We start from the raw sequence: 23,364 nt of genomic DNA, 5'->3' as shown, positions 1-23,364 counted from the left end.
TTGGATTGCCGAAGGTTGTTTCGGCGGCGTGTAGTTTTACTACAAATCGTCGGCCGTTTCAGCCTTTCGAATGTATAGACGAGTAGTAAAACTACACCTGAGCGGCTCGTGGCCCCTCGTTTCGTTGTGAGAATAATCGTTACTGTTGGTCTTTAGCCAACTCGAACAGGTAAAAACTTGATGCCGGCTGCCAATAAAATCAGATTTTCAGCTATTTATCATCTTTGTTCGACAGTCGATCAGGTAGTGTCTTTTGAAAAAACACTACATCCAGCCTTTCCCGCGTCGATCAAGGATAGACCATGAGCCTGCCCTCGCTTGCCCCAATGCCTGAAACGGTACCGGCCATTCTCCAGTCATTGGTCAACCGTGCCGAGCAGTCGTTCCGTGCGGCGGTCGCCTTGCTCGACGACGACCGCGGGCTGTCCGCCTGGACCCCGCAACGCTGGGAGGCGTTCAGGCGTATTGCCGCTGCCAGCGACTTTGTCATCGAGCAGAGTGTCCGTGACCCGGTGATGCTCCTGGAGCTGGTGCGCAGCGGCGAACTGGACCGCAGCCTTGCGCCTGGTGAAATGTGCGCGCAGATCGCCGCCGCCGTCCAGGCCGCCGAAACTGAAGACGAACTGGGCCGCGTCCTGCGCCGCCAACGCACCCGCCAACAAGTGCGGATCATCTGGCGCGACCTGACCCGCCAGGCCGATCTGGTCCAGACCTGTCGCGACCTCTCGGACATGGCCGACACCTGCATCGACCAGGCTTACCAATGGTTGTACCAGCGCCTCAGCCAGCAATTCGGCATCCCCACCGGGCGGCGCAGCGGCGAGCCGCAGCAGATGGTCATCCTCGGCATGGGCAAGCTGGGGGCGGTGGAGCTGAACCTGTCGTCGGACATCGACCTGATCTTCGCCTACCCCGAGGGCGGCGAAACCGTCGGCGTCAAGCGACCGCTGGATAACCAGGAATTTTTCATCCGTGTCGGCCAGCGCCTGATCAAGGCCCTAGACCCGATGACCGTCGACGGCTTCGTGTTCCGCGTCGACATGCGTCTGCGCCCCTACGGCTCGGCCGGTGCGCTGGTGCTGAGCTTCAATGCCCTGGAGCAGTATTACCAGGACCAGGGCCGCGATTGGGAACGCTACGCCATGATCAAGGCCCGGGTGGTGGCCGGCGACCAGGTGGCCGGGGCGCAATTGCTCGACATGCTGCGTCCGTTCGTCTATCGCCGTTACCTGGATTTTTCCGCCATCGAAGCGCTGCGCACCATGAAGCAGCTGATCCAGCAGGAAGTGCGGCGCAAAGGCATGGCCGACAACATCAAGCTGGGCTCGGGTGGCATTCGCGAGGTGGAGTTCATTGCCCAGGCGTTCCAACTGATCCACGGTGGTCGCGACCTGAGTTTGCAGCAACGCCCGCTGCTCAAAGTGTTGAGCACCCTGGAAGGCCAGGGGTACCTGCCGGCCAAGGTGATCGATGAGCTGCGCCAGGGCTACGAATTCCTGCGTTATACCGAGCATGCGATCCAGGCCATTGCCGATCGTCAGACCCAGATGCTGCCGGACAGTCCGCAGGATCAGGCACGCATTGCGTTCATGCTGGGCTTCGCCGACTGGTCGGCCTTTCATGAGCGATTGATGTACTGGCGCGGGCGCGTGGCCTGGCATTTCGGCCAGGTCATCGCCGACCCGGATGAAGAAGAGGGCGGTGAAAGCGAAGTGGTGGTCGGCGGCGAATGGTTGCCGTTGTGGGAAGACAGCCAGGATGAAGAGGCAGCGTGCCGGCAATTGGAAGAAGGCGGCTTCGCCGATGCGCCTAAGGCCCTCAAGGCACTCGCGGCCCTGCGCGGCAGCCCGCAGTTGCGCGCCATGCAACGCCTGGGGCGCGAGCGGCTGGATGCGTTCATTCCACGCCTGTTGGCCCAGGCCGTGGAGCATGCCGATCCGGACCTGGTGTTGGAGCGGGTGCTGCCCCTGGTAGAAGCTGTGGCTCGCCGTTCGGCTTATCTGGTGTTGTTGACGGAAAACCCCGGGGCTCTGCGTCGTTTGCTGACGTTATGTGCGGCGAGCCCGTGGATTGCCGAGCAAATCACCCGTTTCCCGCTGCTGCTCGATGAACTGCTCAACGAGGGCCGGCTGTTCAAACCGCCCCTGGCGCCGGAATTGGCTGCGGAGTTGCGTGAGCGCCTGACGCGCATTCCCGAGGATGACCTGGAGCAGCAAATGGAGGCGTTGCGGCATTTCAAGCTGGCGCACCGTCTGCGGGTGGCGGCGTCGGAAATCGCCGGCAGCCTGCCGTTGATGAAGGTCAGCGATTACCTGACCTGGCTGGCCGAGGCGATTCTCGAACAAGTGCTGGCCCTGGCCTGGCGCCAGACGGCGGCCAAGCACGGCGTGCCGTTGCGCACCGACGGCAGCCTGTGCGATCCGGGCTTCATTATTGTCGGTTACGGGAAAGTCGGCGGCTTGGAATTGGGGCATGGTTCCGACCTGGACCTGGTGTTCATCCACGATGGCGACCCGCAGGCGGAAACCGATGGCCCGAAACCCATCGACGGCGCGCAGTTCTTCACCCGGCTTGGGCAGCGGATCATTCACCTGCTGACGGCCCAGACTAACTCCGGGCAGCTATATGAAGTGGACATGCGCCTGCGGCCGTCCGGGGCGTCGGGGTTGCTGGTCAGTTCCCTCGGGGCGTTTGCCCGTTATCAGGAGAACGAAGCCTGGACGTGGGAGCATCAGGCGCTGGTGCGAGCCCGTGTGCTGGTGGGCAGTCAGGACGTGGGGCAGGCGTTCGAGAAGGTCCGTGTGCAGGTGTTGGGGCGTAAGCGTGACTTGCCGACGCTGCGCCAGGAAGTCAGCGAGATGCGCGCCAAGATGCGTGACAACCTTGGCAGCAAGGCCACCGCCGCCGGGACCGCGCCGAATGCCTTCGAGGCCACGGCACCCTTCGACCTCAAGCAGGATGCCGGAGGTATCGTCGATATTGAATTTATGGTGCAATACGCGGCTCTGGCGTGGTCCGAAGAGCATCCATCGCTGGTGCGCTACACCGATAACATCCGCATCCTGGACGGGTTGCAGGAGCTCGGGTTGTTGCCGGCCGAAGACGCCACGCTGTTGCGCGAAGCCTACAAAGCCTACCGCTCCGCCGCCCACCGCCAGGCCTTGCAGAAAGATGCCGGGGTGATCGCAGGTGACCAGTTCGTGGATGAGCGCCAGCAGGTAGTGCGGATCTGGCGGGCGCTGGGCCTGAGCTGAAGATTGAATGTATGTGGGAGCGAGCCTGCTCGCGATAGCGGAGTGTCAGGCGACATAGATGTTGGATGTACCGGCCTCTTCGCGAGCAAGCCCGCTCCCACAATGGATTGGTGGTGCTGCACGGTGTCGAAACCTATGCAGAACCCCTGTGGGAGCGAGCTTGCTCGCGAAGGCGGAGTGTCAGGCGACATTGATGTTGAATGGGTTGGCCTCTTCGCGAGCAAGCCCGCTCCCACAGTGGATTGGTGGTGCTGCACGGTGTCGAAACCTATGCAGAACCCCTGTGGGAGCGAGCCTGCTCGCGATAGCGGAGTGTCAGGCGACATAGATGTTGGATGTGCCGGCCTCTTCGCGAGCAAGCCCGCTCCCACAATGGATTGGTGGTGCTGCACGGTGTTGAAACCTATGCAGAACCCCTGTGGGAGCGAGCTTGCTCGCGAAGGCGGAGTGTCAGGCGACATTGATGTTGGATGGGCTGGCCTCTTCGCGAGCAAGCCCGCTCCCACAATGGATTGGTGGTGCTGCACGGTGTTGAAACCTATACAGGACCCTTGTGGGAGCGAGCCTGCTCGCGATAGCGGAGTGTCAGGCGACATTGATGTTGGATGTGCCGGCCTCATCGCGAGCAGGCTCGCTCCCACAGTTGATTGGCGGTGTGTTGTAGATTAGGGCAGCAGGCAACGACCTAAGCCACAGTGATTCTCGAGGCGGGGAGGCGTAGGCCTCCCCGTATCGTTTTTGGAAAGCACATGAATATTTTGATCGTTGGGCCCAGTTGGGTCGGTGACATGGTGATGGCGCAGACACTGTTCCAGTGCCTGAAACAGCGTCATCCGCAGTGCGAAATCGACGTCCTGGCCCCTGAATGGAGCCGGCCGATCCTGGAACGCATGCCCGAGGTGCGCAAGGCCTTGAGCTTTCCGCTCGGCCACGGCGCGCTGGAGCTGGCGACCCGTCGGCGTATCGGCAAATCCCTGGCCGGTCAGTACGACCAGGCGATCCTGCTGCCCAATTCGTTGAAGTCCGCGCTGGTGCCGTTCTTCGCCGGCATTCCCAAGCGCACCGGCTGGCGTGGCGAGTTTCGCTACGGCCTGCTCAATGATGTGCGCACGCTGGACAAAGACCGCTACCCGCTGATGATCGAGCGCTTCATGGCCCTGGCCTACGAACCTGGCTCCGAGTTGCCCAAGCCGTATCCGCGGCCGAGCCTGCGGATCGACCCGGTGACCCGTGACGCGGCGCTGGCCAAGTTCGGCCTGAGCCTGGATCGTCCAGTGCTCGCCCTGTGTCCAGGTGCGGAGTTCGGCGAATCCAAGCGCTGGCCGGCGGAGCACTACGCCCAGGTGGCCGAGGCGAAAATTCGCGAAGGCTGGCAAGTCTGGCTGTTCGGTTCGAAAAAAGATCACCCGGTGGGCGAAGACATCCGCTCGCGGCTGATCCCGGGCCTTCGGGAAGAGTCGGTGAACCTCAGCGGCGACACCTCCCTGGCCGAGGCCATTGACCTGCTGTCCTGCGCCGACTCGGTGGTTTCCAACGACTCCGGCCTGATGCACGTGGCCGCCGCGTTGAACCGGCCGTTGGTGGCGGTCTACGGTTCCACCTCGCCAGGCTTCACGCCGCCGCTGGCCGACCAGGTCGAAGTCGTGCGCCTGGGCATTGAGTGCAGCCCCTGCTTCGACCGCACCTGCCGTTTCGGTCATTACAACTGCCTGCGCCAGCTCATGCCGCCGTCGGTGAACGAGGCCCTGGCGCGTTTGCAGGGCACACCCGTGGAGGTCCGGTAACTTGCGGGTATTGCTGATCAAGACCTCTTCGCTGGGGGATGTGGTCCACACCCTGCCGGCGCTGACCGACGCGGCGCGGGCGATTCCGGGCATCAAGTTCGATTGGGTGGTGGAAGAAGGCTTTGCCGAAATCCCCACTTGGCACCCGGCTGTGGGCAAAGTCATTCCTGTGGCGATCCGTCGCTGGCGCAAGAACCTTTGGCACGCCATCAAGAGTGGCGAATGGCGACGCTTCAAGCAGAGCGTGCGCGCCGAAAAGTACGACCTGGTGATCGATGCCCAAGGCCTGTTGAAAAGTGCCTGGCTGACCCGCTACGTCAAGGCGCCGGTGGCTGGCCTGGATAAGGACTCTGCGCGTGAGCCCCTCGCGGCGCGCTTCTATTCGCGTCGCCTGGCCGTGGCCCGTGGTCAACATGCGGTCGAGCGGGTGCGTCAATTGTTCGCCTTGGCGCTGGGCTATGACTTACCGAAAACCCAAGGCAGCTATGGCCTCGACATCGACCGACTGGTCGAATTGCCGCGTCCTTACCCTTATGTGGTGTTCCTGCATGGCACGACCTGGGAATCCAAGCATTGGCCCGAGCTTTACTGGCGCCAGCTCACCGAGCGCATGGGCCAGTTCGGCGTGGTCGTCAAACTGCCGTGGGGAAATCCAGCCGAGAAGGCCCGGGCCGAACGCATCGCCAACGGGCTGCGCAACGCCCTGGTACTGCCGAAGCTGAACCTCGGCGGCATGGGCAAAGTGCTTGCCGGGGCCCAGGCCTGCGTGGCCGTGGATACCGGTCTCGGGCATCTGGCCGCGGCCCTGGACGTGCCGACCATTTCCTTGCTCGGCCCGACCAATCCGGTGCTGACCGGCGCCTATGGCAAGGGCCAGATTCACCTTGCCAGTGATTTCCCTTGCGCGCCGTGCATGCAGAAGCAATGCACTTATCCGCCGACCGCCGAAGATGCCCGGCGGTTTGACCTGAAACGCGAGCAGCCCCTGTGCTTCACGCGTCTGAACCCCGAGCGTGTTGCCAGCCACCTGAGCACGTTATTGGCTGAGGAGCCGCGCTGATGCAATTGGCTTTTGTCCTTTATAAGTACTTCCCCTTCGGTGGCCTGCAGCGTGACTTCATGCGCATCGCCCTGGAATGCCAGCGGCGCGGTCACCAGATCCGTGTCTACACGCTGATCTGGGAAGGTGACGTGCCGCCCGGCTTCGAAGTGCTGGTGGCGCCGGTCAAGGCGCTGTTCAACCATCGCCGCAACGAGAAACTCAGTGCGTGGATGGAGGCCGACCTGGCCAAGCGCCCGGTGGACCGTTTGATCGGCTTCAACAAAATGCCCGGCCTGGACGTCTATTACGCCGCCGACGGCTGCTTTGAAGACAAGGCGCAGAACCTGCGCAATTCGCTGTACCGGCGCTGGGGCCGCTACCGGCATTTCGCCGAGTACGAGCGAGCCGTCTTCGCCAAGGATGCCAAGACCGACGTGCTGATGATTTCCGAAGTCCAGCAGCCGCTGTTCATCAAGCACTACGGCACCCCGTTGGAGCGTTTTCACCTGCTGCCGCCGGGCATCGCCCAGGACCGTCGCCGGCCCGCCGACGCTGACGAGATCCGCGCCGCGTTCCGGGCCGAATTCGAGCTGGCCGACGACGACCTGCTACTGGTGCAGATCGGCTCCGGATTCAAGACCAAGGGCGTGGATCGCAGCCTCAAGGCCCTGGCCGCGTTGCCAGCCGAGCTGAGAAAACGCACCCGGCTGTTTGTAATCGGCCAGGACGACCCCAAAGTATTCCAACTGCAAAGCGCCGCGCTGGGGCTGGGCGACAACGTGCGATTCCTCAAGGGCCGCAGCGACATCCCGCGGTTCCTGCTGGGCGCCGACCTGTTGATCCACCCGGCGTACAACGAGAACACCGGCACCGTATTGCTCGAAGCGCTGGTGGCCGGGTTGCCGGTGCTGGTCAGCGCGGTGTGTGGGTACGCCCATTACATCGCCGAGGCCGACAGTGGCCTGGTGCTGGATGAGCCGTTCGAACAGGCACAGCTCACCGACTACCTGGGGCGCATGTTGAACGACGCCGAAGCACGGGCGGCCTGGAGCCGCAACGGTCTGGCCTTCGCCGAGACGGCCGACCTCTACAGCATGCCGCAGCACGCGGCGGATGTGATATTGGCGGAGCACGCACAATGAAATTGATGCTGGCCGAACCGTTCAAGAGCCTTTGGGCCGGGCGCGATGCGTTCGCCGAAGTCGAGGCGCTCAAGGGCGAGGTCTATCGCGAACTGGAGGCCCGGCGCACCTTGCGCACGGAGGTGGACGGTCGCGGATTTTTCGTGAAGATCCACCGCGGCATCGGCTGGGGCGAGATCTTCAAGAACCTGTTCACCGCCAAGCTGCCGGTACTCGGCGCGGGGCAGGAGTGGAAGGCGATCCAGCGCTTGCAGGAAGCGGGTGTGCCGACCATGACAGCGGTGGCCTACGGCGAGAAGGGCAGCAACCCGGCGGACCAGCACTCGTTCATCGTCACCGAAGAACTGGCGCCGACCGTCAGCCTCGAAGACTTCAGCATCGACTGGGTCAAGCAGCCGCCGCAGCCGACACTCAAGCGCGCCCTGATCGCCGAAGTGGCGCGCATGACCGGCATGATGCACCGCGCCGGGGTCAACCATCGTGACTGCTACATCTGCCACTTCCTGCTGCACACCGACAAACCGGTGACGCCTGGGGATTTCAAACTCTCGGTGATCGACCTGCACCGCGCCCAGACCCGTCCAGCCATCACCACTCGCTGGCGCAACAAGGACCTGGCGGCGCTGTATTTTTCGGCGCTGGACATCGGCCTGACCCGCCGCGACAAGCTGCGCTTCCTCAAAGGCTATTTCCAGCAGCCGCTGCGGCGGATCCTCGCCGAAGAGGCGTCGTTGCTGGCCTGGCTCGAAGGCAAGGCCAACAAGCTGTATGCCCGCAAGCAGCGGTACGGGGACGCGCTCTGATGTCGGGTTGGAATCTGGAACCTGAATATGCCGAGCTGGCCGAGGATTTTGGCAGCCTCGAAGCGGTGTTCGCGTTGCAAGGGGAGCGCTTGACCCGCGATCCGTTGTCCGAGGTGATCCGGGTACAGCGCAACGGCGTGAATTATTACGTCAAGCGTTACGTCGGAGCCGGCAAAGGCTTGCGGCGCTACCTGGGCAAGCCACGGGTCAAGTCTGAATGGCAGAATCTCAAGCGCTTCGCCAAATGGGGTATCCCCACCGCTGAAGTCGTGGGCTGGGGGTTGGAGCGAAACGGCGCGACCTATGCCCGTGGCGCGCTGATCACCCGCGAACTGCCGCATACCGAAGACCTCTCGGCCCTCGCCGAGCGCCATGATTCACGGTTGGCCGACCGTGCCTGGGTCGATCGCGTCAGCCGGCAACTGGCCGGTTATACGCGAACCATGCACGACCACCGCTTCACCCATAACGATCTCAAGTGGCGCAACCTACTCATCGACGACCGTTCGCAGCTATTTCTGATCGATTGCCCGAACGGCGATTTCTGGCGCGGTTTCTGGCTCAAGTACCGCATCACCAAAGATTTGGCGTGCCTGGATAAAGTGGCCAAATACCATTTGTCGGCCACGCAGCGCCTGCGTTTTTACCTGCAATACCGCCAGAGCGACCGGCTCGATGCATGCGACAAGAAGCGCATCCGTCACGTGGTGAGATTTTTCGAGGGGCGTGAATGATTGATTTTCTGGCCGCTGAAGACCGGGCGTTGTTGCAGCGTCATGGCCTGGACAGCTTCGAGGCCTTGTGGGCGCGGCAACTGGACGCGGTGGACGAACCCAATACTTCGGGCGATGGCTGGAGCAGCGTGTTCCGGCTGGAGTTGGACGGGCAGGGGTATTACCTCAAGCGCCAGAGCAATTACCTGACCCGGACCTGGTCCCACCCCTTGGGCGAGCCGAGTTTTTCCCGGGAATTTCGCAACATCAGCCGTTATCGGCAGTTGGGGATTCCGGCCCTGCAAGCGGTGTTCTACGGCCAGCGCAAGGCGGACGGCGAAGTGCGGGCGATCCTGCTGACCCGTGCCCTGGACGGCTGGGACGACCTGGACTCGCTGTTGCAACGCTGGCCGAGCCTGACGGCGGCGCAGCGCACCACCATCCTCGATGCCTGCGGACAGTTGGCGCGGCGTCTGCACGGCATGCACCAAGTGCACGGTTGTTTCTATCCAAAGCACATCTTCCTGCAAGCCACCGCCGACGGTTACCAGGCGCAATTGATCGATTTGGAAAAGACCCGGCCGCTGCTGTTTGGCCAGCGTGATCGGGTCAAGGACCTGGAGCCCTTGCTGCGGCGCGCGTCCATCTGGAGTGATGCCGATGTGCGCCAGTTGTTGTCTACCTATCTGGACCAACCGCTCGACAGTGGGCTGGTCGACAGCTGGATGACTCGCCTGAGCGCCCGGCGCAGCCACAAGGGAGCCCGTTGATGCATTTGTCCGAATTGAAGAACGCCGGCCGCAGCCCCAGCCTTCCGCTGACTCTGGAGCTGGCCGATGCCGCCGGCCCGGCGCAACTACAACTGCTTTCGCTGCTGCGGGTATTGCCGGGACAGCGTTATGTCGGCGCCGGCGTCTGGCGTGGCCGGCCAGTGTTGGCCAAATTGTTGGTGGGCAACAAGGCCGCCCGACATTTCCAGCGGGAACTGCAAGGCGTGCGCCTGCTGGCTGAGCAAGGGCTGACGACGCCGTTGTTGTTGGCCGATGGCTTGAATGAGGTTGAAGGCGGCTGGTTGTTGTTCGAATTGCTCGAAGACGCCGAGAGCCTGGGCGATGCCTGGAAGCAGGTCGAACACCTGCCATTGCTCGCCGACGAGCAGACGGCGGTGCTGGCCGAAGCCCTCGGGGCCATCGCACAACTGCACGGCAAGGGTCTGTGGCAGGAAGACCTGCACTTGGACAATCTGCTGCGTCACGGCGGCAAGCTCTATTTGATCGACGGTGCCGGTATCCGCGCCGAAACCCCAGGGCAACCGTTGTCGCGACAAAAGGTCCTGGAGAACCTGGGCGTGTTTTTTGCCCAGCTTCCCAAATCCCTCCAGCCGTTCAATGAAGAGTTGTTGGTGCATTACCTGCTGGGCAACGCCGAACACGCGTTGCCCATGGAAGCGCTGCAGAAGCAGATCGACAAGGTGCAGGCCTGGCGCCTGAAGGACTTTCTTGAAAAAGTCGGGCGCGAGTGCAGTCTGTTCAGTGTGCAGCGCGGACCGTTCGGGCTGCGGGCGATCCGTCGCGATGAAGAGGCCGCCATGGCGCCGGTGCTGGAGCAGGCCGATGCGTTGCTCGACCAGGGCCATCTGTACAAGACCGGCGGCGCGGCCAGTGTTGGCAAAGTCGAGGCGAACGGTCGCACCTTGGTGATCAAGCGCTACAACATCAAGCACTTCGCCCACTGGCTCAAGCGTTTCTGGCGCCCGAGCCGTGCCTGGCACTCCTGGCGCGAAGGCCATCGCCTGGCCTTCCTCGGCATCGCCACGCCCAAGCCCCTGGCCTTGCTGGAAAAGCGCTTCCTGTGGCTGCGCCGTAGCGCCTACCTGGTCACCGAACACCTGGCGGGGCCGGACATCATCGAGCGCTTCGGCCCTTACGTGGAAAACGGCGAAGCCCCCGAAGCCGAGTTGCTGGCACTGGACCGGTTGTTCGCCGACCTGATCCGCGAGCGCATCAGCCATGGTGACTTCAAGGGCCACAACCTGTTCTGGCAGCACGACCGCTGGGCGCTGATCGACCTCGACTCGATGTGCCAGCACCGCACCCACGCCAGCTTCGCCGCGGCCTATGCCCGGGATCGGGCGCGATTCATGCGCAATTGGCCGCAGGACAGTGCGTTGTATCGGGTGATCAATCAGCGGTTGCCCAAAACGGTCGATAGCGCTTCGTCCGCCCTATGAGCCACAGATGAAGACCCTTTAGCTCACTTGAGGTCGCCGATGCCCCTGTGGCGAGGGAGCTTGCTCCCGCTGGGCTGCGCAGCGGCCCCAAAAGGCCGGCGCATTCCTACAGGAAAACCGCATCAACCGGTTTACGACGGCTGCGCCGCCGAGCGGGAGCAAGCTCCCTCGCCACAGGTGCGATGCGCTGCCCTGCAAACAGCGCCAAGCAATCGTCTGCTGCACGTTCGCCACTCACCGCTAGAGGCTTAAGGCCGCTTTTAAGCTATAATCCCGCCCTTTAGCTGCCCCGCACCCCTGGTGCGCGGCACATCCATTTTTCGCGGCGCTTGTCGCCCGTATGCAGACATAAGAGGCTAGACCCTGTGGCATTGACGATTCTTGGCCTGTCCGGCGCCCTTAGCCATGATCCTTCCGCAGCGCTGTACATTGACGGCAAGCTGATCGCGGCGGCCGAGGAAGAGCGCTTCGTACGCGATAAACATGCAAAGAACCGCATGCCCTACGAGTCGGCGAAGTTCTGTCTGGAACAGGCCGGCATCAAGCCTTCCGATGTCGATGTGGTGGCGATCCCGTTTGCCCCGATCAGTCTGTTCGGCGAAGCGCGCTGGCACTACGCCAAGCGTTACTGGTATGCCCCGGACCGCGCCCTCGATGCGATCCTGATGGGCAACCGTCGCTACAAGCGCTACCGCCGCAAGATCGTCTGGTGCCTGGAACAACTGGGCTTCGATCCGAAAAAGATCAAGATCGAGCCGGTCGAGCACCACCTGGCCCACGCCTCCAGCGCCTACCACTGCTCGGGCTTCCAGGAAAAAACCGCGATCCTGGGCATCGATGGCAAGGGCGAATACGCCACGACCTTCTTCGGCTACGGCGAAAACGGCAAGATCCACAAGATCAAGGAATTCTTCGACCCGGACTCCCTGGGTGGCCTGTACGGGGCAATCACCGAGTTTCTCGGTTTTGAAATGCTCGACGGCGAATTCAAGGTCATGGGCATGGCGCCCTATGGCGATGCCAGCAAGTACGATTTCTCGCGCCTGGCCTCGTTCGAAAACGGCGAGTTGGTGATCAACACCGACTACGCCAACGTGATCGGCCTGCGCCGCTATAAAGAGAAGGGCAAGGGCTTCTACTTCTCGCCGAAACTGATCGAGTGGCTCGGTCCGAAACGTGAAGGCGACATCGCCGACGAACCGTACATCCACTATGCGGCGAGCATGCAGGCGCTGTTCGAGAAGCTCGCACTGCAAATGATCGACCACTACTTGGGCGACGTGCTCAAGGAAACCGGCAAGCTGGCCTTCGCCGGTGGCTGCGCGTTGAACGTCAAGCTGAACCAGAAAATCATCGCCCGTGACGACGTCAAGGAACTGTTCGTGCAACCGGCCTCCGGCGACGCCGGTACGGCGGTGGGGGCGGCGGCGTATGTGTCCTACGCCCGTGGCGTGCCGGTGGAGAAGATGGAACACGTCTACCTCGGCCCGGCCTACAGCAACGAAGACGTGATCGCCGCGTGCGCCCGCCATCCAAGCAAGCCTCTGTGGCGCAAGATCGACAACACCCCCGAGCGCATCGCCAAGATCATGGTCGACGGCAACCCGGTGGCCTGGTTCCAGGGCCGCATGGAGTTTGGCCCGCGTGCCTTGGGCGGTCGTTCGATCATCGGCTGCCCAAGCGCCAGTGGCGTGGCCGACCGCATCAACGAGCAGATCAAGTTCCGCGAGCGCTGGAGGCCTTTCTGCCCGTCGATGCTCGACACCGTTGCGCCACAGATGATCAAGGTCGACCACCCGGCACCGTTCATGACCTTCACTTTCGAAGTGGCCGAAGAATGGAAAACCCGCGTGCCGGAAGTCGTCCATGAAGACGGTACTTCCCGGGCCCAGGTACTCAAGCGCGAATACAACCCGCGCTACTACGACATGATGAAGGCCCTGGAAGTGCTGACCGGCAACGGCGTGTCGCTGAACACTTCGCTCAACCGTCGTGGCGAACCGATGATCTGCTCGCCGACCGACGCGCTGAACATGTTCTTCGGCTCCGACCTGCAATACCTGATCATGGAAGACATCCTGGTGGTCAAAGACGGCGTGGACGCTTATGACACGCTCGGCTGAGCGACATGTGCTGCAGTTCTGCCACGGTTATGACGGGCCGTTCCTGGACTGCGCCCGTCAATACGCCAGCCTGTTCGCAGGCACCGGCTATCGCGTGACGACGGTATTCCTCACCGGGGCGGCGGACGCGCAAGTCGCCGCCGCTTGTGCCTCGGACGAGGTGTTGTTCATGGAATACAGCTCCAGCGCCATTCGTGGCCTGAAGCTGGGTGCCATCGGCGACCTGCGCAAGATCGCCGCCTCGCGCAATTTCAGCTTCTGCGTTGCCCATCGCTTCAAGCCGATCTACATCGCTCTGCTGGGCACCCGCCTGCCGGTAATCGGCGTGCACCATGCCTTTGGCGATTACCAAAGACGTACCCGCCGGTTGTTCGCCCATGTGTTCCGCAAGCGCCTGAGCTTGCTCGGGGTTTCCGATGCGGTGCGTGACGACATGCGCCGCTGCTTGCCGAAATGGCCGGCCGCCCGGATCCAGACCCTCTACAACCGCATCGACCTCGACGCCACGCAGGCCAGCCTGGTCTCTCGGGAGGAGGCGCGGCGTACCCTGGGGCTGGACGCCCATGCCTGGATTGTCGGCAATGTCGGCCGGCTGCACCCGGACAAGGACCAAGCCACCTTGATGCGCGGTTTTGCGGCGGCACTGGCGTACCTGCCGGCCAACAGTCAACTGGCGATTCTCGGCAAGGGCCGCCTGGAGCAGGATCTTCGGGCGTTGGCGCTGGAGCTGGGCATTGCCGATCGCGTGCTATTGCTCGGCCAGGTGCCTGAGGCGCGCCGTTATTTCCGTGCTTTTGATGTGTTTGCCCTGAGTTCCGACCATGAACCATTCGGTATGGTGCTGCTCGAAGCCATGGCCGCTGGGGTACCCCTGCTGGCCACGGCCTGCGGCGGCGCCAAGGAAGTGGTCGAGGACGTGGGCATCCTGTTTCCGCTGGGTGACGCCGAGCACATGGCCCAGGGGCTGCAACACCTGGCGGCCATGGACGATCTGCAGCGTCGCCAATGCGCCGAGCTGATGCTCGACCGCTTGCGCGAGCGCTTCTCGGATCGCGCCGTACGCGAGGCATTCTGGCGATTGCCTCAAGTCACCGAACTGGCGCCGAGGGCCTGATGCTCAACCGATTCCAAGGCTGGCGTGAGCGCGGCTGGACCGCCGTCGATGCGTCCATTTATGCCCAGGCCTGGCAACGTTTTGGCGGCAGTGTGGCCACCCATCCCCTGGTGGTCGAGCGCCTGGCGGCCCTGGCCGGCATTCCCGTGCGTTACCTGGCGTTCGAGCAGGACGGCGAACTCAAGGCGGCTATACCGACCTGGGGCCGCGACCTGGCACTGTCCAAGGACGTGCTCAAGCGCAGCGGCAAGAAGGGCTTGTTCGACCTGGGCAATGCCGAGCTGATCCTGCCGGCGGCGCCCGATGCGCAAGCGCCGTTGCGTCATCGCGGGCGTTACCTGTCGGCCCTCAACGAGGGGCGCTTCAGCGGTCTGAAGCTGCAGCAGGAACAACTGGCCATGGCCCGCACGCCGGAAGAACTGTCGAAGAAATTTCGCTATAACCAGCGCCGTGAACTGCGATTGCTGGAAGAGGCGGGCGGTGTGGTACGGCCGGTCGGCGAGTTTTCCAGCGCCGAACTGGCGGCGATCTACTGCGACCTGTTCCTGCGTCGCTGGGGCTTTGCGGCCACCGGTGCCGAGCGCATGGGCGAGGTGATCGAGTTGCTGCGCGAGTGGCTGATCGGGTCGGTGATCTTTCTCAACGATGCGCCGATTGCCATCCAATTGGTGTATCGCGTCGAAGCGCCCGAGTGGATCAGCGTCGAGTACATCAACGGTGGCGTCGACCCGCAGACCCGTGAATTCAGCCCCGGCAGCGTGTTGAGCTTTCTCAACACCCAAAGCGCCTGGGAGCAGGCCCGTGCCGTCGGCAAGCCGTTGCGTTTTTCGTTCGGCCGGGCGGACCGGGAATACAAGGACCGTTGGTGCAACCCCGTACCGGTGTTTACCGTATGAACCCATCCACAAGTCGCAAGCAACAGTTGCTCAGGCGCCACCGTCGCAACAAGCGCGTGGGGTTGTTAATCGCCCTTGTCGTGCTGGTGGCGCTGGGCGTCGCGGTAGCCTGGTGGCTGCCTCTGGTGTTGGCGGTGCTGGGCTGGGTCGCCCATGAGGCGTGGTTCGCCGATCATTTGTTCTATTCACCCCGGGACGATTACCAGTACAGCTTTGCGCCGTTCACCCAGCAACCCAAGGTGCATTTGAATGCCGGCCGGCTGCAGTTGGACGAAGGTGTGATTCTGGACGATGGCGCAACGCTGATCCTCGCGCTGCGGATCAAGAGCACCTGGCTGGGACGCTTCATCGACCCGCTCGTCGAGTTATCGGGCGGTGAAAGGGACCTGCAAACCTTCGAGCGCGGGGTCAACGGCCTGCGCTATCTGAACCTCAGCGAACAGGGCCTCGCGTTGTCTCGCGGCGAACTGCGCCTGCGTGGGCGCCATTGCCGTTTGCTGGGCGAGCCGACGCTGTGGTCGTTCACGCCGCCGCCAGTGCAACGCCAGCGAGTGATGGTCATCGCGCCCCACGCCGATGACGCCGAACTGGCCGCCTACGGTTTGTACAGCCAGGCAGACGAGGCCTGGATCGTGACCCTGACCGCGGGTGAAATCGAGGCCGGACATTATCGGAAGATGGGCCTGGACAGCGTCGAAGCCGCGCGGCTCAAGGGCCGTTTGCGAGCCTGGGACAGCATTGCCGTACCGCGATGGGCCGGGGTGCCTGAAGCGCACTGTGTGCAATTGGGTTACTTCTGTCTGCAACTGGCGGCTATGCAAGCCGCGCCGAGCCAGCCCCAGGGTTCTCGCGAGGCGGGCCTGAGCGATACCCGGCTGTTCCGTCAGTTGAACCCGTTCCTGCTGCCTGGCGATGCCGACGGCGCGCCGACCTGGAACAACCTGCTGGCGGACCTGCGTGAATTGCTGCTCAAGGCCCGCCCGGAGGTCATTGTGTTGCCGCATCCGACCCTTGATCCCCACCCCGATCATCTCTGCGCCCATCATGCCGTCCTGCAAGCCCTCGAAGGCCTGGAATGGCAACCGACCACGCTGTTGGGCTACGCCAACCACCTGCATGACAATGACCGCTGGCCCATGGGTGACGCAGGCGCGGGCATTGCGTTGCCGCCATCGTTCGAACCGACCCTGCCGATGCAACCTGTCAGCCTGCCGCTGGCGTTGTCCGCACAGCGCGACAAGGCCATGGCGCTGGGCATGATGCATGATCTGCAACCGCGCGCGCCGTTCAAGCGTCGCTTGCGCCGTGGTATCCAGCGTCTGCTGGCCGGGCGTACCGGCTCGGTGTATGGCGAGAACGAATTTTTTCGCAAGGCTGTGCGTCGCCATGAACTGTTCTGGCGGTTGTAGGGGGCCAAGGTGGGGCGTGTTTGCGCTACGGCGCCGGCAGGCCCCCGGTTATTTATCAAGTCGTCCGGTGCCGCAAGGAAAACGATGAAAGTTCTGTTTCTGGTGCAGAAAGAACAGCGGGCCATCCTGGACCGGCTCTATGACGGTGTGGCGGCTCATTGCGAGTGCGATTTGCGCTGGCTCGACAGCAAGGATCAACGCAACCTGCGGGCATATTTCCGTCGCCATGTGGACGTATCGCGTTATGACCGGATCGTGTTTTTCCTGCGTTTCAAGCAGGAGATCCGCCAGGCCGGTTTCATTCGCACCATCCCCAACCTGGTAATTCTCGAGCACGATGCCTACCAGAATTACATCCCGTGCAAATACACGGGTAAATTCAGCGCGCATTACCGTCGCCTGCCGTGGGTACGGGTGATCAGTTCCGGCTTCATGGTGACCGAACGTCTGCGTGGCGAAGGTTTCGATGCGGTTTTCGTGCCCAAGGGCTACGATCAATCGTTATTGCAGGATCAGGGCCGTGAGCGGGACATCGAGTTGGCGTTTGTGGGCAGCACCAACAGCGTTGCCTACAGTGGTCGCAAGGCGCTGCTTGATGAGTTGGGCCGGGTTGAGCCGCTGGTAGTGACCCGGACCAAGTCCGGTGAAGAGTATTGCGAGACCCTCAACCGCATCCGTTTTTTCGTCAGTGCCGACGTGGGCATGGGCGAATTCATGATCAAGAACTTCGAAGCCATGGCCTGCGGCTGTGTGCTGCTGGCGTTCGATCAGGGCATCGAGGAGGCGCGTGCGTTGGGGCTGCAGGACATGCACAACGTGGTGCTGTACCGTGACATCCCGCAACTCCAGGAAAAGCTTTCCCGGTTGCGCGCCGACCCCGAGCTGGCACGCAGTGTGGCGCACAACGGCCAGAAGCTGGCCCTGGAACAGTTCAGTTTCGCGCGCATCGGGCAGAAAATCGTTGAAGCACTGGAGCCGCCGTTGCGGCCTCGAGCCCCGCTGAATCTGCTGGAAACATTGCGCCTGAAGTTGGGCGTTTAACAAGAACCGTTGAGCCATCCGGTGTCAGGTGGCGTTTGACTAAATGGTATTTCAGTGCAGTTTTCCGACGATAGTGACATTACCCTGGTGGTCACCAGTTGCGGCCGGCTCGATCTGCTCAAGCAGACCCTGGAGAGCTTCGACCGTTTCAATACGGCGCCGATCCGTGAGGTCTTCATTACCGAAGATGCTGGCGATGAAGGCGTACACTCGGTCATTCCCGCTCATTGGAAGGACCGCACGACCGCCTTCGTCAATCGACCGAAGCTGGGGCAGTTGGCTTCGATCGACCTGGCGTACGAGCACGTCAAGACGCCCTATATCTTTCATTGCGAAGATGACTGGGCGTTCTATCGCCCTGGCTTCGTGGAAGACTCGCGCACGATCCTTGAGCAGCGACCGGATGTTCTTCAGGTGTGGTTGCGCAACTATGTCTACGATTTGTGCGTACACAGCCCTTACATTCGCCTGGGCGAGCGTGAAGTCATCGGCGGCGTCCCTTGTTATCCGTTGATTTCGGACAAACCCGAATGGCAAAGCTTCTCTCTCAATCCCGGCCTGCGACGCTTGAAAGAGTATCGGCTTTGCGCCCCCTACGCCGGTTTCGGTGGTGAAAAGGCCTTGTCGCTGCGTTACGCCCAGTTGAACTTGACGGCGGTCACGCTCGAAGGGGATGCTGTTTTGCATACCGGATTCGGAGTGCATGTGGAAGTGCCTGTGGAGCGCCAGCGCAAGGCCCGCCGCAAGCGCCGCGAGCAGGTCAAGTTGTCCTTGGTCCTCTTGCTCGGGGTCTGCATTGGCTGGCTTATGAACTACTGAATGCCGCGAAGCATGAATCCTGGTCCGCGATAAAAGGTTTGCTGCTCGATGAGCATTATCAATGTCATGTGGGCGGGCGGTGCACCGTTCGCCTCGATACACAAGGTCCACAATCAGATTCTCTCGCGGATGGAACCAGCGATGCCTGTCAAGACATGGCTCTTGCAGGGGGCGGCGGCTGCTTGTCAGGTGGACGTCGGCTCGGCGCTTGAGTGGAATATGACCTCGGCCCGGCTCAAGGGGCGACATGTCTGGCGCTTACTCAAACCCCTGATGCACAGTCGCTTTCGCCAGGCGTTGCTCGATAGCGATGCGCGCGTGGTATTGCTCGATGGCATCGGCGTGGCGCGTACCTTGTTACCGGTTCTCAAGGATATGCCGCAGATCCGCGTGGTGGTGATTTTCCATGGTGCGACCCGGCTAAATCCCGCCGGCCGCGAGCTATTGCGCGGCTTCCCTGCATCACGTCTGAGCCTGGCGGCGGTCTCCCAGACCTTGGCAATGTCGCTCCAGGACGAGTTGGGCATCCAAGTCACTGCGCTGCGTAGCGCGTTCGATCCGACGGCCTTCCAGTCTGCCCTGTTGTCTCGCGAAGACGCACGGGCCCGCTTGGGACTGTCTGGCACAGAAACGCGGGTCTTTGGTGCCGTAGGACGGTTGGTGGACAGCAAGGGGTTCGCCTGTCTGTTGGAGGCCTTTGGCCGGGCGGCGGCGAACCATTCCGATTGGCGCCTGGTGATTGTCGGTGAGGGGCCGAGGCGCGAGGCGCTGCAAGCGCGGATCGCCCGGCCGGATCTGGTCGACAAGGTGTTGCTGATAGGGCATCTGGAAGAGATCGCGACGCTCTACCGGGCATTTGACTGGGTGCTGATCCCGTCCTTGGACGAGGGCCTTGGCCTGACCCTCCAGGAGGCTGTCCTGGCTCGAGTCCCGGTGTTGGCCAGCGAACTCGCGGTCTTTCGTGAACAGTTGGGTGACGCCGGTTGGTACGTGGCGCCCAACGATGAAAGCGGTTGGAGCGAGACCATCGAGCGAGCGGCGCAGGCTCCGGCCGAGACAGTCGCCGCAGCCCAGTACCTGGCATTGGCCCCGGACGAGGCCTGGTCGAGCTTCAGCCAGGTCGCCCGGCAGTTGATCTCAGGCAGCCAGTAGGGCGTTTTCCAATGCTCGCATCGGAAAGCTCCCGTTCAGGTTCTCTCGGGCAATATAACGAGCGAAATGCTGCAAGTTGCGACGTGCCAGGTAGCGTGGCAGCGGCGAGCGCAGGAAGCGCATGTCGGCCACATCGATCAGGCCCATTTGGTTTTCGGGCGTGACGACGATGTTGCCCAAGTGCAGCGAGCGAAAATAGATACCGCTGGCATGCAGGCTGCGGATCAGCTCGACCAGCGCAGGAAGGGTATGCTGCCAGCTGAAGTTTTCCTGATTCGATAATTGACGCAGGGTTTTACCGGGGAGCGGTCGATACAGTACGGCGGTCATGCCGGGTTTTTCCAGCGTGTAGAAGGCCAGTACGTCAAGGGTCGGTACGCCGAGCTTCTGCAGACGGGCCGCATTATTGATGAAGCGTACTGAATAAGGCCTTAGCAGGGCCGAAGAAAAAAGCCGCTTGCGGCGAAACAGCTTGAGGATATTCCCATCCTGCAGCAGATAGACTTTCGGGCCGTAGCTGTCGGCCTCCAGAATGCTGGCGCCTTCAATCAATTGATTCAAAGCGGCTTGGGGAAGCCGTGAGGATTGCATCGTAGGGAAACCTTGTTGAAAGAACCGGTGCCGTGGCGGGCCATGATGCCCAAAAGTTTTTGTTTTCACCATGCCGGTTTGGCTGGTAGGTCGTTTAGGAGCGTTGGATGCAGGCAACACGTTGGGCGCAGGGCTGGATGGCCTTTGGCTTGTTATGGTTCTTGCTGGCGATAGCCCTGGCACCGAGCAACAAGATTTATCAACAGGGGTTGGTTGCATTTGTCTGGCTGCCGGTGATCGTTTTTGCCTGGCCGGCTCGTCATCGCCTGATGGAATTGTGGCGTGCCCAGCGCGTGATCTACACGGCGTTGCTGGCGTTGATGGCCTGGGCCTTGGTAACACTGGCCTGGGCCGAGGTGGCAGAGCCTGCCCGCGAAGCCAAGCGATTGCTCTACATCCTGGCGTTCCTGTTGTTTTTCCCGATCTTTGCCGATGGCCAGCCCGAACGTGTGATTCGTATCATGCAATGGGGTGGCCTGGGGATTGCGCTGACGGCCTTGATGGCCATCGTTCATTTCTATGGATATGAGAACCATCGCTGGACTGCACGCCTGGAAGGGCTGGGCGAGTTGTCCCATCCGATTCTCGGCGGTTACGTGATTGGATTGGCGGCGATCTGGATGCTGCACTGGATACCGCGTCATATTGGATTGCAAGCGCTTTGGGCGGTGGCGTTGGGCCTTTTGGCGGTCTTTGTCGTGGCGAGCCAGAGTCGCGGCGCCGCGCTGGCCTTGTTGCTCAGCGTACTGGCCATGCCGATCTACTGTCGGGACCAGCGGTCGCGGATTATCGCCGCCACCGCACTGGTGCTGGCGATGCTGACCTTCTGGTTGCTCGAACCGCTGGTCATGGCGCGCGGTGCTTCCTATCGGCCCGAGATTCTCATGTCGAGCCTGCACATGATTGCCGAACGCCCGTGGGGTGGTCTGGGCGTGTCGGCTGACTACCGGATCGCCGTCCACGGCCTAAAGTTTGATCATGCCCACAACCTGTTCAGCCATGTCACCATTCAACTCGGGCTGCCGGGACTGCTGCTGTGGTGCATCGTCTGGTTCGCCGTGTTGCGCGAAGCCTGGCGCGCCCGGGAAAACCTGCTGGGCCGGGGTGTGCTCGGCATGTGGGTGTTTTCATTCCTGGCGATGCAGTTCGACGCCGCGAGCCTGACCGGAACCCCTCGCGCCGAGTGGTTCATTACCTGGTTGCCGATAGGCCTTGCTGGCGTTTTGACCTGGGCGCGGGCCAATTCCGGTGGCTGTGATAAAATTCCGCGTTCTTCTTAACCAGTGAGCCCGACGATGAGTGACGCACCGCCCAAAGCGGAACAGGATTCCAGCCTGAAGATCTATTTTCGGTTGCTGGGATACGTCAAACCCTACGCGGGCATTTTCCTGCTGAGTATCGTGGGTTTCGTGATATTTGCTTCGACCCAGCCCATGCTGGCCGGGATTCTCAAATATTTCGTCGACGGCTTGAGCAACCCCGATGCGGTGCTCTTTCCCACCGTACCGTACCTCAAGGACTTGAAACTGCTCATGGCGGTGCCGCTGCTGATCATCCTGATCGCGGCCTGGCAGGGCCTGGGGTCTTTCCTGGGTAATTATTACCTGGCCAGGGTGTCCTTGGGGCTGGTGCACGACCTGCGGGTCGAGTTGTTCAATAAGTTGTTGGTGCTGCCCAACCGCTACTTCGACACCCACAACTCCGGCCACTTGATTTCCCGCATCACCTTCAACGTGACCATGGTCACCGGTGCGGCCACCGACGCCATCAAAGTGGTGATCCGCGAAGGCCTCACCGTGGTTTTCCTCTTCGCCTACCTGGTGTGGATGAACTGGAAACTGACCCTGGTGATGTTGGCGATCCTGCCGCTGATCGCGGTCATGGTCAGCAGCACCAGCAAGAAATTCCGCAAGCAAAGCAAAAAGATCCAGGTGGCCATGGGTGACGTGACCCACGTTGCTTCCGAGACCATCCAGGGCTACCGCGTGGTACGCAGTTTCGGTGGCGAGGCCTACGAAGAGCAGCGCTTTGCCAGCGCCAGCCAGGGCAATACCGACAAGCAATTGCGCATGACTCGAACCGGGGCGGTCTATACGCCGATGCTGCAACTGGTGATCTACACCGCCATGGCGGCCCTGATGTTCCTGGTGCTGTTCCTGCGCGGTGACGCAACGGCCGGTGACCTGGTGGCCTACATCACGGCGGCTGGCTTGCTGCCCAAGCCGATTCGCCAACTCTCGGAAGTCAGCTCCACCATCCAGAAAGGCGTGGCCGGTGCCGAGAGTATCTTCGAACAACTGGATGTCGAGCCGGAAGTCGATACGGGGACAGTCGAGCAGGAGCGGGTCAGCGGTCGTCTCGATGTGCGCAACCTGAGCTTCACCTACCCGGGCGCCGACCGCGAGGTGCTCAAGGACATCAGCTTCACGGCAGCCCCCGGGCAGATGATTGCGCTGGTGGGGCGTTCGGGCAGTGGCAAGTCGACCCTGGCCAGTCTTATCCCGCGTTTTTATCACCATGAGGTCGGCCAGATCCTGCTCGACGACGTGGAAATCGAAGACTACCGCCTGCGTAACCTGCGGCGTCATGTCGCCCAGGTGACCCAGCATGTGACGCTGTTCAATGACACCGTCGCCAACAATATCGCTTACGGCGATCTGGCCGGTGCGCCACGGGCGGACATTGAAAAGGCGGCCCGGGATGCCTATGCCATGGACTTCATCGAGCAGTTGCCCAATGGCCTGGACACCGAAGTGGGTGAAAACGGCGTGTTGCTGTCCGGTGGCCAGCGCCAACGCCTGGCGATTGCCAGGGCCTTGTTGAAGAACGCGCCGCTGCTGATCCTCGACGAGGCCACCTCGGCGCTGGACACCGAGTCCGAGCGGCATATCCAGGCCGCGCTCGATCAGGTCATGAAAGGCCGTACGACCCTGGTCATCGCCCACCGTCTGTCGACCATCGAAAAAGCCGACATGATTTTGGTGATGGATCAAGGCCGGATCGTTGAGCGGGGTACCCATGGCGAGCTCTTGGCGCAGAACGGTTACTACGCGCGTCTCCACGCCATGGGGCTGGACGCTCCTGCCCAGAATATCGCCTGAGTCCGGCCTCCAGGCGCTGGTAGCCGGCCCGTTTCTCTCGGCCGGCTTAGACCAACTGTGGGAGCTTGCTCCACCAGGGTTTGTATCGAAAGCCTTACTCGTCTTGACCAATCCACAATAAACCCGCGACCCGTGACTGCTAAGGTTTGG

Annotated in this window: 18 protein-coding genes; 17 read left to right on the top strand and 1 reads right to left on the bottom strand. The window is 62.0% G+C overall.

The annotated features are described in order from the left end of the window. Positions 1-302 precede the first annotated feature (302 nt). From glnE to J3361_RS04485, 15 genes are all read left to right on the top strand, one after another. Positions 303-3,254, top strand: coding sequence for a bifunctional [glutamate--ammonia ligase]-adenylyl-L-tyrosine phosphorylase/[glutamate--ammonia-ligase] adenylyltransferase (glnE, locus tag J3361_RS04555; RefSeq protein ID WP_207962852.1), 2,952 nt, complete (start codon positions 303-305; stop codon positions 3,252-3,254). Positions 3,255-4,003: 749 nt separating this feature from the next. Beyond that, entirely contained in the window at positions 4,004-5,038 is a 1,035-nt protein-coding gene (waaF, locus tag J3361_RS04550) for a lipopolysaccharide heptosyltransferase II (RefSeq protein ID WP_207962850.1), read from the top strand. Position 5,039: 1 nt separating this feature from the next. Further along, complete coding sequence (waaC, locus tag J3361_RS04545; protein WP_207962848.1) at positions 5,040-6,098, top strand: lipopolysaccharide heptosyltransferase I; 1,059 nt, start codon at positions 5,040-5,042, stop codon at positions 6,096-6,098. Continuing rightward, complete coding sequence (locus J3361_RS04540) at positions 6,098-7,222, top strand: glycosyltransferase family 4 protein (RefSeq protein ID WP_207962846.1); 1,125 nt, start codon at positions 6,098-6,100, stop codon at positions 7,220-7,222. The genes waaC and J3361_RS04540 overlap by 1 nt, the downstream gene beginning before the upstream one ends. Then, positions 7,219-8,025, top strand: coding sequence for a lipopolysaccharide core heptose(I) kinase RfaP (gene rfaP / locus J3361_RS04535; protein ID WP_186708074.1), 807 nt, complete (start codon positions 7,219-7,221; stop codon positions 8,023-8,025). Before J3361_RS04540 ends, rfaP begins: the two co-directional genes overlap by 4 nt. After that, positions 8,025-8,759: a lipopolysaccharide kinase InaA family protein gene (locus J3361_RS04530; protein WP_207962845.1), complete on the top strand. Its 735-nt coding sequence runs from the start codon at positions 8,025-8,027 to the stop codon at positions 8,757-8,759. Before rfaP ends, J3361_RS04530 begins: the two co-directional genes overlap by 1 nt. Continuing rightward, complete coding sequence (locus J3361_RS04525) at positions 8,756-9,508, top strand: lipopolysaccharide kinase InaA family protein (RefSeq protein ID WP_207962844.1); 753 nt, start codon at positions 8,756-8,758, stop codon at positions 9,506-9,508. Before J3361_RS04530 ends, J3361_RS04525 begins: the two co-directional genes overlap by 4 nt. Next, a complete protein-coding gene (locus tag J3361_RS04520; protein ID WP_207962843.1) occupies positions 9,508-10,968 on the top strand; it encodes a lipopolysaccharide kinase InaA family protein in 1,461 nt (486 codons plus the stop codon). Before J3361_RS04525 ends, J3361_RS04520 begins: the two co-directional genes overlap by 1 nt. 365 nt (positions 10,969-11,333) lie before the next feature. Next, on the top strand, positions 11,334-13,091 hold the full coding sequence (locus J3361_RS04515) for a carbamoyltransferase (protein ID WP_207962842.1): 1,758 nt from the start codon (positions 11,334-11,336) through the stop codon (positions 13,089-13,091). Next, complete coding sequence (locus tag J3361_RS04510) at positions 13,075-14,205, top strand: glycosyltransferase (RefSeq protein WP_207962841.1); 1,131 nt, start codon at positions 13,075-13,077, stop codon at positions 14,203-14,205. The genes J3361_RS04515 and J3361_RS04510 overlap by 17 nt, the downstream gene beginning before the upstream one ends. Continuing rightward, the gene (locus tag J3361_RS04505; RefSeq protein WP_207962840.1) at positions 14,205-15,101 is read left to right on the top strand and encodes an antimicrobial resistance protein Mig-14; all 897 of its coding nucleotides are present in this window, start codon (positions 14,205-14,207) and stop codon (positions 15,099-15,101) included. Before J3361_RS04510 ends, J3361_RS04505 begins: the two co-directional genes overlap by 1 nt. Continuing rightward, positions 15,098-16,510: a PIG-L family deacetylase gene (locus tag J3361_RS04500; protein WP_207962839.1), complete on the top strand. Its 1,413-nt coding sequence runs from the start codon at positions 15,098-15,100 to the stop codon at positions 16,508-16,510. The genes J3361_RS04505 and J3361_RS04500 overlap by 4 nt, the downstream gene beginning before the upstream one ends. Before the next feature lie 84 nt (positions 16,511-16,594). Beyond that, complete coding sequence (locus J3361_RS04495; RefSeq protein ID WP_207962831.1) at positions 16,595-17,551, top strand: glycosyltransferase; 957 nt, start codon at positions 16,595-16,597, stop codon at positions 17,549-17,551. 54 nt (positions 17,552-17,605) lie between these two features. Next, complete coding sequence (locus tag J3361_RS04490) at positions 17,606-18,370, top strand: glycosyltransferase family 2 protein (protein WP_207962830.1); 765 nt, start codon at positions 17,606-17,608, stop codon at positions 18,368-18,370. A 48-nt stretch (positions 18,371-18,418) separates the two neighbouring features. After that, complete coding sequence (locus J3361_RS04485) at positions 18,419-19,522, top strand: glycosyltransferase family 4 protein (protein ID WP_207962829.1); 1,104 nt, start codon at positions 18,419-18,421, stop codon at positions 19,520-19,522. On the opposite strand, the gene J3361_RS04480 is transcribed toward J3361_RS04485, so the two are convergent. After that, a complete protein-coding gene (locus J3361_RS04480; protein ID WP_207963172.1) occupies positions 19,508-20,113 on the bottom strand; it encodes a toluene tolerance protein in 606 nt (201 codons plus the stop codon). The genes J3361_RS04485 and J3361_RS04480 overlap by 15 nt on opposite strands. A 107-nt stretch (positions 20,114-20,220) precedes the next feature. Between J3361_RS04480 and J3361_RS04475 the strand changes: the two genes are divergently transcribed. Beyond that, the gene (locus tag J3361_RS04475; RefSeq protein WP_207962828.1) at positions 20,221-21,393 is read left to right on the top strand and encodes an O-antigen ligase family protein; all 1,173 of its coding nucleotides are present in this window, start codon (positions 20,221-20,223) and stop codon (positions 21,391-21,393) included. Between the two features lie 15 nt (positions 21,394-21,408). Further along, complete coding sequence (gene msbA / locus J3361_RS04470) at positions 21,409-23,214, top strand: lipid A export permease/ATP-binding protein MsbA (RefSeq protein WP_207962822.1); 1,806 nt, start codon at positions 21,409-21,411, stop codon at positions 23,212-23,214. Positions 23,215-23,364: the final 150 nt, after the last annotated feature.

This window comes from Pseudomonas sp. OA65, from assembly GCF_017498305.1.
GTDB lineage: Bacteria > Pseudomonadota > Gammaproteobacteria > Pseudomonadales > Pseudomonadaceae > Aquipseudomonas > Aquipseudomonas zanjanensis.
Note: the sequence above shows the minus strand (reverse complement) of the source record. Positions and strands in the feature narration are given on the sequence as shown.